Annotated in this window: 13 protein-coding genes; 2 read left to right on the top strand and 11 right to left on the bottom strand. The window is 43.6% G+C overall.

Going from position 1 to position 15,898, the window contains the following annotated elements:
• Positions 1-119 precede the first annotated feature (119 nt).
• From BANVL01_RS13860 to BANVL01_RS13850, 3 genes are all read right to left on the bottom strand, one after another.
• Positions 120-605, bottom strand: coding sequence for a nitroreductase family protein (locus BANVL01_RS13860; RefSeq protein WP_066087639.1), 486 nt, complete (start codon positions 603-605; stop codon positions 120-122).
• Complete coding sequence (locus BANVL01_RS13855) at positions 583-1,242, bottom strand: hypothetical protein (RefSeq protein ID WP_235845572.1); 660 nt, start codon at positions 1,240-1,242, stop codon at positions 583-585. The genes BANVL01_RS13860 and BANVL01_RS13855 overlap by 23 nt, the downstream gene beginning before the upstream one ends.
• Positions 1,243-1,346: 104 nt before the next feature.
• Positions 1,347-1,775, bottom strand: coding sequence for a MarR family winged helix-turn-helix transcriptional regulator (locus BANVL01_RS13850; protein ID WP_066087645.1), 429 nt, complete (start codon positions 1,773-1,775; stop codon positions 1,347-1,349).
• Positions 1,776-2,049: 274 nt separating this feature from the next.
• On the opposite strand from BANVL01_RS13850, the gene BANVL01_RS13845 reads away from it, so the two are divergent.
• Both BANVL01_RS13845 and BANVL01_RS13840 read left to right on the top strand, forming a co-directional pair.
• Entirely contained in the window at positions 2,050-2,505 is a 456-nt protein-coding gene (locus tag BANVL01_RS13845; protein WP_066087648.1) for a CBS domain-containing protein, read from the top strand.
• 67 nt (positions 2,506-2,572) lie between these two features.
• Entirely contained in the window at positions 2,573-3,817 is a 1,245-nt protein-coding gene (locus BANVL01_RS13840; RefSeq protein WP_066087650.1) for an MFS transporter, read from the top strand.
• A gap of 36 nt (positions 3,818-3,853) precedes the next feature.
• Here the strand turns inward: BANVL01_RS13840 and BANVL01_RS13835 are convergent, their stop codons facing one another.
• From BANVL01_RS13835 to BANVL01_RS13800, 8 genes are all read right to left on the bottom strand, one after another.
• Positions 3,854-4,759: a TIGR01777 family oxidoreductase gene (locus BANVL01_RS13835; RefSeq protein ID WP_066087653.1), complete on the bottom strand. Its 906-nt coding sequence runs from the start codon at positions 4,757-4,759 to the stop codon at positions 3,854-3,856.
• Positions 4,760-4,895: 136 nt separating this feature from the next.
• The gene (locus BANVL01_RS13830) at positions 4,896-6,356 is read right to left on the bottom strand and encodes a protein adenylyltransferase SelO (protein ID WP_066087656.1); all 1,461 of its coding nucleotides are present in this window, start codon (positions 6,354-6,356) and stop codon (positions 4,896-4,898) included.
• 182 nt (positions 6,357-6,538) lie between these two features.
• Entirely contained in the window at positions 6,539-8,920 is a 2,382-nt protein-coding gene (locus BANVL01_RS13825) for a polyprenyl synthetase family protein (RefSeq protein ID WP_172800866.1), read from the bottom strand.
• A gap of 148 nt (positions 8,921-9,068) precedes the next feature.
• Entirely contained in the window at positions 9,069-9,758 is a 690-nt protein-coding gene (gene narI, locus BANVL01_RS13820) for a respiratory nitrate reductase subunit gamma (protein ID WP_066087659.1), read from the bottom strand.
• 71 nt (positions 9,759-9,829) lie between these two features.
• Complete coding sequence (narJ, locus tag BANVL01_RS13815; protein WP_066087662.1) at positions 9,830-10,432, bottom strand: nitrate reductase molybdenum cofactor assembly chaperone; 603 nt, start codon at positions 10,430-10,432, stop codon at positions 9,830-9,832.
• On the bottom strand, positions 10,429-11,931 hold the full coding sequence (gene narH, locus BANVL01_RS13810; RefSeq protein ID WP_066087663.1) for a nitrate reductase subunit beta: 1,503 nt from the start codon (positions 11,929-11,931) through the stop codon (positions 10,429-10,431). The genes narJ and narH overlap by 4 nt, the downstream gene beginning before the upstream one ends.
• Positions 11,921-15,604: a nitrate reductase subunit alpha gene (locus BANVL01_RS13805; protein ID WP_066087666.1), complete on the bottom strand. Its 3,684-nt coding sequence runs from the start codon at positions 15,602-15,604 to the stop codon at positions 11,921-11,923. The genes narH and BANVL01_RS13805 overlap by 11 nt, the downstream gene beginning before the upstream one ends.
• The gene (locus BANVL01_RS13800) at positions 15,594-15,881 is read right to left on the bottom strand and encodes a hypothetical protein (protein WP_066087669.1); all 288 of its coding nucleotides are present in this window, start codon (positions 15,879-15,881) and stop codon (positions 15,594-15,596) included. The genes BANVL01_RS13805 and BANVL01_RS13800 overlap by 11 nt, the downstream gene beginning before the upstream one ends.
• Positions 15,882-15,898 lie beyond the last annotated feature (17 nt).

Raw genomic sequence — 15,898 nt, 5'->3', positions numbered from 1 at the left:
TTGAAAATTAGAAATTGATGGATTAGCCGTTACGGCCGCCAATAGCCCTATTGGCGACCGTTTTCTTTCTATTTGAAGGCTTTCGGTCGGTTAGAACCCCTCTACATATAAATCAATTTTTATGGTAAATACTTGAGTTTATTTTCAATCGGTGTTCGTGGTTTAGGATCTGGGATCATCTCCGGGTAACCAACAGCAAGAACACCAAGCAAATCATAATTATCAGGTACGTTTAGAAGCGCACGTTTTTGTTCTGTTATCCCTATGGAAGACCAAAATGTCCCCACTCCTTCGGACCATGCAGCTAAATTAAAATTTTGGATAAAACAGGCAGTTGCAGCGGCATTTTCTTCGGCTTCAACCTTGGTTGCCCCGTGTCTTGATAACACTGCCATTAAAGTAGGTGCGTTTCCAAAATTTGTTTTATGATTTAATTTCCCTCTTGTTTCTGGACCGATAAAATAAATTTCCCACGGCTCAGTCATACGGTGATTGGGTGCCATCGCAGCGGCCTCTAACCAGATTTTTATCAGGGTCTCATCGACCTGATCTGTCTTAAAATTTTTTATATTCCGGCGTGATTTAATTAAATCTATCATATTCATTCTTGTTTCCTCCCAATTGTTTAGAAAGGTTTGTTTCACACAGAACCCCTTTCTGATTTAATAATGTACAAATTTGTTCAAGTTGTGCAGAATTTCCTATCACAAGGAAATTCGAATGAAACAGATTCCTTTTCAGACGAATTGTTAATTTATAGGCGTTGTTTACCTTCTGATCGAGACCATATAAGTCATGCCATCGGACGATTTGCTCAGTCTCATAATTTTTAATTTGACTGTAGGTAAAATATTTTCCATTAAGAACGATTCCTTTTGGTAAAATAAATAAATTCCCGCGATGCCGAATTGAGCTAATGATCGCGAAAAACAAATAGGCCAAACTAAAATAGGAAGAGTCTATCCAATTGGTAGTAAGGACAATCACCAAAAGGGCAGTTAATAATACAAGGGCAGCAACCGTTCCCCATACTACATATCGATAGGACTTCGTGTTTTTTGTAAGGGGCTCCATCTGTTTCCATTCATGTGGGATAATGATGCCTGCAAACTCACTCTCAGTCAATGGATAAAGCGCATCTTTTGAGAGCTCAGCTGCTTTTTTCAAATTGAAAAGATTTCGGATTAAATAATAAATTCCACTTAAAAAAATGGCAGTAAATAAGATTGTAGTTAGTATCAATGTTATTCCTTCCTAATAAGTAATTTTTCGGAAATTATTTTTAAACGCAGTTATCTCAAATTTGCAGAAATAACTCCTTGCTTATCCAACTTTTCCTTTCCCTCCTACTTCTGAATGGCGGATTGATTAAACTTTTTTAATAGTTTTCCGAATACTTTGCTTTCTTCCTCAGACCAACTTTCCAAAACTTCCACAATTCTTGTCAATCGTGCATGTTTGTTTTCAGTGTATTCCTTTTTTCCCAATTCCGTAATTTGGAGAGAGTACGCTCTTCCATCTAGTGGATCAGGTATTCTGTATACATATCCTTTTTGCTCAAGAGCTGCAGTTTGCCTGCTTACTGTGGAAATATCCAATTGGAATTCACCAGCCAATGCCTTTACCCCCGCTGCCCCATTGGAGATGATTTGGTGTAGTAATAGATAGGCAGATCGGTCCAGATTGCCGAATTTTTTATGGGATGAAATTGACGTGGTCCGGCGAATCAAGATGGCCAGTTCCAGTTCAATTATTTCCAACACATGTTCATTCATGTTATAACTTCCTCACTGTTAACCGTATTTGCTAGCCCTATAATATCATAATTACTAATATCTTTGTAATCTCTAGGAAATGCTGAGGGTTGGAATTGAATCATTGCTTGCGAAAAAATTTCCTTGTTCATTAATAATAATTCAATTTCAAAATGGAAATGCTATTATACAAAAACGCTATTGACATAGTGAAAAATGGTTGTATAATACAAACATATAGTTTCATCATACAACCTTTTGAAAAAGAAGGAAATTCATTATTGGGGGATTTAATATGCTCGCGCATGAAATCATGATTAGCCAAGTTCATAAGGTGAAGGAAACCGACACAGTCCGTTCCGTCATCGAAAAATTTATTGAGTATCGTATCAGTGGACTTCCCGTGGTTAACGACAGAAACGAAATTATTGCCTTCGTAACTGATGGGGATATAATGCGTTACATCGGCAAACATGATGATCGGATTGTGGACGCAATCTACTACACCTTCGTGATAAAGGGAGATATCGAAGATTTCCAGGAACGAGAACAAAGAATACTAAATTTAAATGTGCTTGAAATTGCCAATAAAAAGGTTATTAAAGTCGCCTGGGATGAGAAATTGGAGAACATTGCTGCGATTCTAGGAAAAAGACAAATTAAAAAACTTCCTGTCGAACGGAATGGAGTATTGGTCGGAATTATTAGCCGTGGCGATGTCATCAGGCATTCCTTTAAAGCCCTGCTGTAAAAGTGGCTTTGCTCACATCTTTAATCGTTTTTTGGAAATTTTTTTTTTACCGAAGAGGGGAAATACTATGTCAGTTAGAACACAATCTGCTCCGGCAGCTCAGGCAAAAGCACTTTCTGCAGCCCAAGTAAATCCGAGTCTTCTAAAACAGCCTAAAGCAGTATGGGCCGTCTTTTTTGCCTGTATTATCGCTTTCATGGGGCTTGGACTTGTTGATCCGATTTTGCCGGCCATCGCCAAACAATTAGACGCCTCACAGAGTGAGGTAACCTTGCTTTTCACTAGCTACAACGCTGTAATGGCAGTAGCAATGCTTATCACCGGTGCCATTTCATCTAGGATTGGAGTCAAATGGACACTCCTAACTGGTATTATCATTATTGCGTTATTTTCAGCCCTTGGGGGAGCATCGAATAATATCTGGACACTCGTCGGTCTACGCGGAGGCTGGGGTCTGGGCAATGCCCTGTTTGTCGCCACCTCTCTTGCCGCAATTGTGTCACTCTCAAATAGCGGAACAGCAAAAGCCATCATTTTATATGAAGCCGCAATTGGACTTGGCATTTCCGTTGGACCACTGCTTGGCGGCTGGTTAGGCGGCATGTCATGGAGAGGCCCGTTTCTTGGTGTGGCAACATTGATGGTCATTGCCTTTATTGGCCTTTCCATATTAATGCCAAAATCGAATTCCAAATCGACAGTAAAAACCAAAACATCCTTACTGGATCCGTTCCGTGCTTTAAAACACCGTTCGCTTTTAACATTCGGAATAGCAGCAGCCCTTTACAACTTTGGCTTCTTCACCCTGCTTGCTTACGCACCGTTCGTATTGGGATTAGATGAACATGGTTTAGGCTTTGTCTTCCTAGGTTGGGGGTTATTGCTCGCCGTCACCTCTGTTTTCATGGCGCCAAAACTTCAACAATCGTTCGGAACGATTAAATCCATGTGCCTTATGTTGGTCTTATTTGCTCTCCTACTTTTAGTAATGGGTATCTGGACGTCAACTCAATGGGTCGTTATCACCGCGGTTATTTTAGCTGGGGCATTATTAGGAAATAACAATACGTTAATTACAACGGCCGTTATGAACTCAGCCCCTGTTGAACGCTCAACAGCATCTGCAGCCTATAGCTTCCTGCGTTTCCTTGGCGGAGCGATTGCACCCTTTCTTGCAGGTAAATTGGCTGAATGGTACAACCCGCATGTTCCCTTTATTGTTGGTGCAGCATTTGTACTGATTTCCGTGCTATTTATTGGCATGAATCATCAACATGTGAAACATGTCGATCAGGCTAGTGCTGGCCATTGATATCAATTAAGGATCTGCCTTAATGCAGATCCTTTTTCATTTTTTTTTAAGTAGATCTTCCAAAGCGTTATGGAGTGAAGGGAACAAGAACTCAAACCGTTCTTCTAATAACACTCTTGGAACAACATGCTGCCCTTCAAGAACAAGTGCGCTTTTTTGACCGAGAACTATTTTCATAGCAAATGAAGGAACGGGCAACCAATGGGGACGATGTAATACTGAGCCAATGGTTTTACCAAAATCCTTCATCTGGATCGGAGACGGCGAAGTGACATTTATAGGTCCACTTAATTTGTCATGCTCAATGGCAAAGTAAATAGCACGGACAACATCCATCACATGCACCCATGATACCCACTGTTCCCCCGAACCAACTGTCCCGCCTACGAACAATTTATAGGGTAGTGCCATTAGAGGAAGTGCGCCGCCTTCCTTGCCAAGCACAACTCCGAATCTCATAAAGACGACACGAATTCCATCTGCTTCTGCCTGTTTCGCTTTGTTTTCCCAGTCAAGTACCGTCTTGCCGAGAAAATCATTGGCCGGTTCTGGTGAATTTTCCGTATATATAGTATGTATCGATGCCGGGTAAATGCCGATTGCACTGGCATTGATTAGTACAGAAGGCTTGTCAGGCAAAGCTGCGATTATTCTTAATAACTCGTCTGTTGCTTTCATCCTGCTGTCGTAAATTTGTTTCTGATGGTTTGTAGTCCATCTGCCATCATTTATGGAAACACCCGCTAAATTAATAAATACATCAGCATTTTTTATTTCTTTTTCCGGATAAGTACCTTCCTCAAGCCACTTAACGTACGTCGCATTCCCAGCAGGCTGCATATCCTTCCTTGTTAAAATAACAATTTGATGCCCCGCGCTTAGGAGCATGTCTGTCAATTTCTGTCCGATAAATCCTGAACCGCCAGCAATAACAACCCTCACCTTTCCCCCTCCTATCAATGGTTAAGTGCACCTGAGCATATTCCCTGGCATTATATAGGTTAATTTTACCATAAGAAAAAGGTTTAGTCCGCATTTGACTAAACCTTTTTACGTTCTATTTCAAGTTTAAAAGCAATCATGTCCCGCAAAAGGTCCGGTAAGGCTGGCCTGATGGCGCAGGAAGTGTGGAGTAAACAGCCTGTTCGCTCGTGTGCGCAAAGGGGTTTGAAAGAACATCAAGAAGCTTCTCCATCACACTATAGTCTCCATGTTGCACTGCGGCTTCAATTGCCTCTTCTACCCGGTGGTTCCGTGGGATAAGCGCCGGATTGCTGTTTTGCATCAACTGAATCGAGAAGGCTTTCGATTCCTCCTGCCTTTCTTTCCTTGCCTGCCACTGTTCATTCCACTGAGCAAATTCCGTGGTTCCAAACAGAACCATATCCTCATATCTTTCAAAGGATAATGCGCTGAAGGTATTGGTATAGTCCGCACGATACTTCTGCATCATAGTGAGAAGGTTTTCAAATAGGGATTCGTCCTCTGCCTCTTCATTAAATATTCCTAGTTTCGCCCTCATGCCCGCAAGCCAATTACTCTTATACTGCTCCATATAATCTGAAATCGCAGCCTGGGCAAGGTTAACAGCCTGATCCTGATCATCATGCAGCAGCGGCAAGAGGGTTTCGGCAAAGCGGGCGAGATTCCACCCGCCTATATATGGCTGATTGCCATAAGCATAACGGCCATGTCTGTCAATAGAACTAAATACTGTTTCCGGGTCGTATTCATCCAAAAAGGCGCATGGACCATAGTCAATCGTTTCACCACTTATTGCCATGTTATCGGTATTCATCACCCCGTGGATAAAACCAACTAGCTGCCATTTGGCGATTAACATGGCCTGACGCTTAATCACTTCCTGAAGCAATGAAAGATATCGACTCTCATTAGCTTCAAGGTCGGGAAAATGACGCCTAAGCGTATAGTCAGCCAGGACCCGCAGTTCCTCCACTGTGCCCCATTTTGCAACGTATTGAAAGGTGGCGACACGCAAATGACTTGCAGCCACACGGGTCAGAATCGCACCAGGCAGTTCGGTTTCGCGGATTACTGACTCACCGGTTGTCACCACTGCTAGACCGCGGGTGGTAGGGATACCAAGCGCATGCATGGCTTCGCTGATGATATATTCGCGCAGCATCGGTCCCAGGGCCGCACGACCATCCCCCCCGCGGGAGTACGGTGTTCTGCCTGGACCCTTGAGCTGAATATCAACCCGATTACCTGTGGGAGTAATCTGCTCGCCAAGCAGTATAGCCCTGCCGTCCCCTAGCATCGTAAAGTGCCCAAATTGATGCCCCGCGTAAGCTTGAGCAAGTGGCGAAGCGCCTTCGGGAATTTGATTACCGGCAAGGACGGCTGCGCCCTCTTCACTTCGCAAAGGCCCATCGTTCAACCCCAAGGATTTTGCTAAGGGATGATTGAAAATAATCAATTTCGGCGAGCGGACTGCGGTTGGGTTGACGCTGGAAAAGAATGATTTCGGCAGACGGGCATAACTGTTATCGAAGTTCCAACCTGTATTTTTTGACATCGTATCTCCTTTACTTCTTTTGAACATTCGTTCTCGGATATCATTAGTTTCGTTCAAAAGCTTTGATGATCTTTTACAACCTTTATTTTATCGCTAATCCTGTAAAGAAATTCTTAGCGTTTTTATCGCTGCATTCTTTATAAATCTTAAAGCAGTTTCAGTTTTTTAAATATCACTACCGTTTAATGATCTCTGTTAACAATATAATTCAATAAATGCTTCAAAAAAGTTGTCTTTAACTGCACCTTTTGCAACGCGTCTATGGCAAGACAGTAATGTTCCCACATCGCCTTTCTGGCACCTTCCAGACCTAGGATTGACACAAAGGTTGAATTTTTGTTTTCAGCATCTTTGCCAATCGATTTGCCGAGTTTGGACAGCTCGCCTTCCACATCAAGCAAATCATCCTTTATCTGAAACGCGATGCCGGTATGGTAGGCATATTTTTTCAAGGCACGTATTTCCAATTCATTAGTCTGTGCGAGAATCGCAGGCATGATGAGCGAAGCTTCGAAACCTATCCCGGTTTTATTAAAGCACATCAGATTCAATTGTTCCAGTGTCAAGGGTTTCCCTTTGGAATCTAAGTCCATCGCCTGTCCCCTACACATATCTGCTGTCATTTGAGCCGAATATTGTATCAACTTCAGCACTGTTTTCGAATCAAACTGGTCAATTGATGCTTGTTCCTCAGTAGCCTTCTGGGTCAGAAAGAGTGCTGTTAATTCTGCGATGGCAATGTTGTACGTCTTATGGAGGGTTGGACGCCCCCTGCGGATGGACGCATTATCCTGGGATGGCAGATCATCGAAGATTAGTGAGGCGGTATGCATATATTCTAATGATTTCAGAAGCGGCTCGATTGTAGAAATTTTTAATCCGTATTCATGAATGCCCATGACCCAAGCCACGATTGGGCGGAGTCGCTTTCCATCGCCTTTTAAACTGTAATTAGCCGCATCAGTGATGGGCTCTACCAGCAAAGGATTATGGTCGATTTTAGGAATAGGCAAGATGTGGTTAATCTGATTTCGGACGATTTCGATCGTATCTAAAAAATCTTCCTGCTCTTTCCGTTCATTTTTCAGAATGGTCATCATATGGTCCCGAAGCAATTTATCTAAGAAATCCACATCATCCGCTTTCCGAACCATTTTTTCGATGATACCTTTGAATTTCAGATTTCCAGAAGCAAACAACTCCATCACTTCGTTGTATTGTTTGGTTCCGAATCGTTCCCTAAAACGTTTTAGTCCGTTAATTGCACGATCCAACATCACCTCACTCGTCGTGGTATCAGAGTGATAGACGTTATGGATTAAATTGTAAAGGACCGTCCAGTATAATTCAAAGGGGTTGATAAGATCGGGGCGCCTTAGATGATGTTTCAGATAATAGGTGTAGGGTGTCACTGCACCGTCCTTCAAGTCATCAAACATATCAGCAAAATCATCCGCCAGCTGGTTGTAAATGCCATAAAAGAATGTTCGGTTATCAAAGCCCTCATCCTCAGGAGCGCTGAGTACCGAACGGGCAATCAATCTTGAAGAAGAGGATTTTAAAATAATCGGGATGTAAAGCTCTTCATTCGTGTAATTTTCATTGGAAATATCCTTTACACGGTCGATTTCTTGGGAATGAAAAAACACATAGGCTTGCTCTAAAAATTTCCTCCTTGACCCCGCCCCCTGGCAGCCCTTAATATACTCAAAGGCCTCACGTAGTTCTTTATGAATATACCGGATCAGATTTGTGTTACTGCCAGTCCACTTGCCCAATTTCGGCACAGTTCCTGTGATAAGTGTAGCACGTATCAAATCTGAATATTGTTTTTTCTCATTAGCGGACAAAACGTCTGAATCAAGAAGATCGTCAATGAAGGGATAGGTCAGACCATAGGCAAACCCAAGCCTAATTGCCTTATCTAGTTTGTGAGTCCGTTCTTCGGCAGCTAGCTCCGAACCCATCTCTTCAAACTCGTGCAACAGTACTCCGGCAATGATTTTAATAAGTTTTCGCCGGGCTTGCTCCGCATCCATCCCCTTTGGAATATTGGAGGAAACAGTCTTCAGTTTGTCAAATACCCAGATAATCGTGGATTCAACACCTTCCTTCTGTGCCCATCGGTACAACCCGGCCATACTAAACGACTCAGTTTTATCTCCTCGGTCAATTGTCAAGTGGTTCTTTAAATTGTCAACTGTACGCCGAACCCTATTTTTAGTGTCAGATGAGTCAAGTCCTTTCCCAAGGTCGCGCATGAAAATATAGGAGATGCTTCGCTCCAGATAATTATCTAGTTTGCCTCTGTAATCCAGCCATTGAATATAATGGTGATACTCGCGAGAATCAGGTTTTCCCTTTCCTCGCGAAAAAAAGGATAATAAGGAAGGATGATGGATATGGTTCTGTTTCCAGGATTGAAAATCTTTTGTCAGGGTTGGGATATAGGTCTTTTGTATGACTAGCTCATAAAGTGATTGAAAATAATCAGCAGCCTTCTCCTCAGCCAGCCGGTAACATGCATCGGCATTTTTTACTAACTCCTCATTCATCCAGTTCATACAATACCTCTACTTCATGTTTTCTTAAAAACTATTAAAATATATTTAAATATAAGCAATAAATACCATCTTTATTACAAAAAAGAAAAAGGAGTCGGACCCCCGGTGCGTTAACACTTTAGTTCACCGGTGGTCTGACCCTTTTGTTTTAGCTCTTATCATATCCATCCCGAGATCGATATTGTTGTGGCGCCCGCGTTGGATAACGGGCTGGGAAGCTGAACATATGAACAAGCTGAGTAAATGGTATTGACGCAAATAAGAAAAAAGACAAAATAACATGAACCTTAAATAGGGTCGGGATCCCTATCATAAGTTCGGACAATGGCTGGAAGGTGAATAGGCTCCGAAACCAAGGACCAATGGTTAATCGATATTCATACGCTACAACTGTCGTACTATAGATTAGCGTCATATAGGTCCCCATTGCCGCAATTATGAGGAGCAAAACGATCGTAAAATAATCAGCCAACGTGGTATGTACCCGAACCCGTGGAAATGAGAACTTCCGAATGAGCATGACAACAAGCCCAAATACCACCATCAGTCCAGCCAGACCACCGCCAGCAATTGCACCAAAATGATACAGATGTTCATTAACGCCGATTGCTTCATAAAACCTAATAGGAATCAATACTCCCATTACATGGCCGATAAAGGCAAAGATAATCCCATAATGAAAAATGACAGATCCCATTCGTAACCACTTTTTTTCAAAAATTTCAGTTGATGGGGCATACCAGCTTTTTCCGCGAAAGATAAAGCGGTAAAACGTCCCGACGATCAGGATGGTACCGCAAATATAGGGGAAAATAGTCCACCAGAAAATTTGTTCCATCACTAACCTCCTTAAATAGCTTGTAGGTAACTTAGTAGTACGATTTCAAACCGAATATCATTATGCCCTATTTATCGGTACATCATCGGGTATGGAAGTTCCTCCAAATCTGCTTCCTCACGTTCATTTTCCAATAGTGCCAGTTCCTCAATTCCTGGTGCAGTAAAGACAAACATCATCAATAGTTCAATGGCTTTCGAATATGGATTCCCAGTGGGAAGATTGTTCAAGAGCCGATGGGTGGCAAAGGATAACCGACGTTCAAGTCTAATGAAATTCTCCTCCTGTGGTGCGACTGCCAAAAGCTCTAGCAGCATCGGGATATAGTCAGCCAATTCCTTGCCTTCATATTCATAGCCCCCTTCACAAATGAGCTTCTGTAATTTTACCAAGGCAGCACCACGTTTCCGGCTGTCACCAAGCTCATGAGCGGTTAAATAGAGGCTTGTTTTTTCCTTATAATCGAATGTTTCCACATATAGTTCTTGCAGGTCGTTGAGCCCCATTTCATATAAAGGCTGGAGCCGCTTTATGATTTCTTTCCGATTCGTTTCCGAGGGAATGTTATCATTCAAGAAATCTTCAATGACAGTTTTCTCCTCGAAAAAAGAGTGATCTGGGTACTCCAACATCCGGGACATGATGACTAGAAGTGCAGCAGATTCATTCGTCATTGACTTTCATTTCTTTCATATGGATAAGTTGTCATACCTTCCGGCGGTGCCAGGTCTTCAATACTGCACGAACCCTGTTTATAATGTAAGCCATCATCCATTTCGCGCCGTCCTGTCGGAATCACGAATCGTTCATTATATTTGGCAACCGCAAGTAAGCGCGCCATTTCTTCCAGCTCTTCTGGTGTCGTCCCTGCTTCTTCCAACAACTTGCTTACCTTCAGCTTATCGCCTCCACCGACTGTTTTTTCCCGCATATGAACCCGCATCGCTGCCATTTTTAGCAATACCCTGCGAATCACAGCGGTATCGTCAGCAGCTAATAAAGAAGCTAAGTATTCCATTGGAATTCTCATTTGATCCACTGCTGGAATATAGCCATCTGCCGATAACTCCTGCTCATTGGTAATATGATTCATGATTGGACTGAGCGGCGGCACATACCAGACCATCGGCAATGTCCGATATTCCGGATGGAGTGGCAGCGCTATTTTCCACTTCATCGCCATTTTATAAATGGGAGATTCCTGAGCGCTTTGAATCCAGCTATGATTAATCCCCTGTTCCTCAGCCTTCTCGATGACTTCAGGGTCAAATGGATCTAAAAAGACGGAAAGCTGTGCCTCATACAATTCCTTCGGATCTTCAACAGAAGCCGCTTCCTTCACCCTGTCAGCATCATATAAGACCACCCCAATATAGCGAATCCGCCCAACACAGGTTTCTGAACAAATCGTCGGAAGACCTGCTTCCGTCCGTGGATAACAGAAATTACATTTTTCCGCTTTATGGGTGTTCCAATTGTAATACACCTTGTGATAGGGACAGCCATTTTGACAGAAACGCCAGCCCCTGCAGGCATCCTGGTCAACAAGAACAATCCCATCTTCGTCCCTTTTATATAAAGCGCCGGTTGGACACGAAGCAACACAGGATGGATTCAGACAATGTTCACAAATTCTTGGCAAATACATCATGAATGTTTTTTCATATTCCATCGCAATATGTTCCTGAATCTTTTGGACATTGGGATCCATTGGAACCACTGCACTGCCGCCGGCCAGGTCATCATCCCAGTTCGGCCCCCATTCAGGCTTATCGATATACTTACCCGTTATCATGGACACCGGACGTGCTACCGGTAAATTTTCCTTCTTGGGACTCTCATGTAAATGTTTAAAATCATAGGTCCATGGCTCATAAAAATCGTCCAGTTCCGCCATATTGGGATTGTAAAAAATATTCGCGAGTTTCGAGATTGGTCCACCCGCGCGTAGATGCAGCCTGCCATTTCGCATGACCCAGCCACCCTTGTAACGGTCGGTATTTTCCCATTCCTTAGGATAACCCGGCCCCGGGCGTGTCTCCACATTGTTATACCAGACGTACTCCATCCCCGGACGGTTTGTCCAAACGTTTTTACATGTTACCGAACAAGTATGACAGCCAATACATTTATCAAGGTGCATAACCATTGCCACTTGTGCTTTAATTTTCAAGCCAATCGACCTCCTTTAATGGCCGGATAATCGCCAATGTATCCCGCTGGCTGCCTGTTGGTCCATAATAATTAAATCCGTAGCTAAGCTGTGAATAACCGCCAATCATATGGGTTGCCTTCGGATAAATTCTCGTAACACTGTTGTGGGTACCGCCGCGTGTTTTATTAATCGTATTACCCGGGACACCCATTGTTCGGTCCTGGGCATGGTGCATGTAAACAGCCCCGCGCGGCATCCGGTAGGTCAGTACAGCCCTAGCCACCACCACCCCGTTACGGTTGTATAGCTCAATCCAATCATTATCCTTAATCCCAATTTCGGCTCCATCCTCTTCATTCATCCAGACGACCTGCCAGCCGCGGAACAACTGAACCATATGGGTTGTATCGGTAAACATCGTATGAATGCCCCACTTTTGATGGGGAGTCATATAACGTAGTGTAATCGATTTGCCGCTGCCCTCAATTTCATTTTCTCCCTTAATAAACGGTCCCTTTGAAATTGGTGGAATATACAAGGGAAGACCCTCACCATAATCAAGCATAACCTCATGATCGAGGTAAAAGCTTTGCCGTCCTGTCAAGGTATGCCACGGAATATGAAATTCTTTATTCACCGTAAACGGCGAATAGCGGCGGTTATCATTCTCAAGTCCGCTCCAAACTGGTGTCGAAATCGCCTGACGCGGTTGAATCGTTAACGCATCGAGCGTATAATCCTCTTCTTCCCGTCCCTCGGAGATATGAGCTAATTTCTTACCTGTTTTTTCCTCCATTGACTTCCAGCCCTCAACCGCCCGTTTTCCGTTTGTGGCTCCAGACATTAACAGGATGGCATTAATCGCCTTTTTATCGGAATATAAATCGGGGTAGCCCTTCCCAATCCCCTCATGCTTGGAAGTTCCAAGCCGGCTGAGTAATTCCTTATAGACATTTTCCCCCGGAATCCACACACCCTTTGTACCGTAGCCGTTTTTAATATTAGGGCCGACCGTAATCCACATATCATAAACATGGGGATAATCTCGTTTCAAAATCGTGAAGTTAGGCATTGTTTTTCCAGGAATCGCTTCTACTTCCCCTTTACGCCAGTCCATCACTTTTCCAAACGGCTGGGCAATTTCATTAATCGTATCATGGGCAAGTGGTGACATGATCAGGTCTTCCTGCGCAGGAAGATGTTCCTTCGCAAGCTCTGAAAAGACTTTTGCAATTTCCCTGAACGCATCCCAATCACTCCTCGTATCCCATGGCGGATTAATCGCCGCATTAAATGGATGGACAAACGGATGGAGATCGGTGCTGCTGATATCATGTTTTTCATACCAGGTTGCCGCCGGCAGGATAATGTCAGAGAACAGTCCTGAGCTTGTCATCCGAAAATCCATACTGACAAACAAGTCGGTCTTCCCTTCAGGCGGCTTTTCAGAAATATTCACGTCGGTAGGCTGCCAGGAGTTTTCAACATCTGATAGCACTGAATCCTTCGATCCAATTAGATGTTTCACAAAGTACTCGTGTCCCTTCCCACTGTCACCAAGCAAATTCGAACGCCAGTTAAAAAACACTCTTGGAAAGTTTCGTGGGTCATTGGGATTTTCAATCGCAAAATCTAGCTTTCCATCCTTCAGCTGTTGAGCTACATCCTTAAACAGTGCCTGGTCGTCACTCGTACGCGCCCGCGCCTCTTTCATGACATCCAAGGAATTTTGTGAAAGCTGTGGAAAGCTTGGCAGCCAGCCAAGGCGTGCTGACATCGCATTAAAGTCCGCGGGGTGCATTTTTGCATATTGACTGCCCCAGTCCGTCTCTGAATCATTAAAATCATATTCATAGCGGAATTGTTCAGTTGCAAAATAAAAAAAGGACGTCCCGTTCATAAAGCGCGGTGATTTGACCCAATCATTGGCAAAGGCAATTTGTGAAAATCCTTCTATAGGACGGACCTTTTCTTGCCCAACATAATGTGCCCAGCCGCCGCCATTTACTCCTTGGGAACCCGTTAATAAAACGAGATTTAGTATCGACCGATAAATTTGATCACTGTGGAACCAGTGATTTGTGCCGCCGCCCATGGCAATCATTGATTTCCCTTGCGTCCGGGCAGCGTTGTCGGCAAACTCTCTCGCCACCTGAATTACATGTGCCTTATTCACACCCGTAATACTTTCCTGCCATGCAGGTGTATACGGCTTATTGGCATCGTTATAATCCGCCGGATAATCACCTTGAAGACCCCTGTTGATCCCCGTATGGGCAAGCATCAGATCATAGACAGTTGTTACGATTAGTTCATTGCCTAATTGGTCCTTAATCCGCTTAACCGGAACACCACGTTCGCTTTTTCCGCCCTCTTTTTCAGCAAAATAAGGAAATTCAACCATTGCCACAACATCATTTTCATTTAAAAAGCTAAGCAGCGGATTAATTTCTGAGCCATCTTCCGCTGTCAAATCCAAATTCCACTTGGTACTATCATCCCATCTAAACCCCTGACTGCCGTTTGGAATCGCAAAATTCTTGCGATTGTCATCCCAGACAACGGTTTTCCAATCACCTAGCTTATCTTCCTGGTCTGAAATATCAGATGCTCGTAAAAAACGATCGGAACGATAGCTTCCATTCTTCTTCGTTAACGTGACCAGATAGGGCAGGTCCGTGTATTGTTTAGCATAATCGCTAAAATAAGGTGTTTCTTTATCCACATAAAATTCCTTTAAAATGACATGCGTCATCGCCATCGCAAGCGCGCCATCTGTACCTGCTTTGGCCGGCAGCCACATATCTGCGAACTTATCATATTCCGCATAATCAGGGCTTACCCCTACGACCTTCGTGCCGTTATAGCGGGATTCCACCATAAAGTGGGCATCAGGTGTTCTCGTTTGCGGGATATTCGTTCCCCAAATGATGAAATACTTGGAGTTATACCAGTCACCACTTTCGGGAACATCTGTCTGATCACCCCAAACCTGTGGTGAAGCGGGAGGAAGATCGGCATACCAATCGTAAAAGCTTAAAATCGTGCCGCCGATAAGCGATAAAAATCTCGTTCCACCTGCATAACTGACCATTGACATGGCCGGAATCGGACTAAAACCGACAATCCGATCTGGTCCATATTTTTTTATTGTATAAATGGTCGAGGCGGCGATCATTTGACAAACGTCCTTCCACGTTCCCCTGACAAAACCACCTTTACCACGTGCCTTCACATATTGTTCGCGCTTTTTCGGATCAGTTACAATATTTTCCCACGCCTGAACAGGATTTTCTGCCTGTTTAAGCTCATCTTGCCATAACGCAAACAAGTCTCCGCGGACATACGGATACTTCACCCGGGTAGGACTGTATGTATACCATGAAAAGCTGGCACCACGAGGACATCCCCTTGGTTCGTATTCGGGGAAATCATCCCCTGTTGACGGATAATCTGTTTGCTGGGTTTCCCACGCAATAATTCCATCCTTCACATGTATTTTCCAGCTGCATGAGCCGGTACAGTTTACGCCATGCGTCGAACGGACGACCTTATCATGCTGCCAGCGCCTCCGGTAGACCTCCTCCCAATCTCGCGGACGGGGATTCTCTTCTGTCCAGCCATCATTAATCCGTTCACCACGGACTAAATGCTTGAGGGAATCGAACAGATTATTTTTTTTAGACCGCATCAACGTCACCTCTTCCTTTTAGAATTTCTCCTAATGGATTAAATTCTTCTCCCAAAAGGCGAAACGAGTCTTCCCCGCTCTGAAATTCCTCAAGGAAAACCTTCCAATTGGCCGCATTTGCTGCTGCAAGAATAAGTCTCTGAAGTGTATTCATATCCTCTATTTCATAGATTCTTTGGATCATTTCTCCAGATATCTCACCAAATCGCATTCTGAGTACGGCAATTAAGTCCTCTCGATCATCGACAAGTAATGGATCCGTTTCAAATGAAAACAATGGACAATTCACTCCTT

This window comes from Neobacillus novalis NBRC 102450 (assembly GCF_001591805.1).
Classification (GTDB): Bacteria; Bacillota; Bacilli; order Bacillales; family Cytobacillaceae; genus Neobacillus; species Neobacillus novalis.
This window is presented reverse-complemented; position numbering and strand designations above follow the sequence as displayed.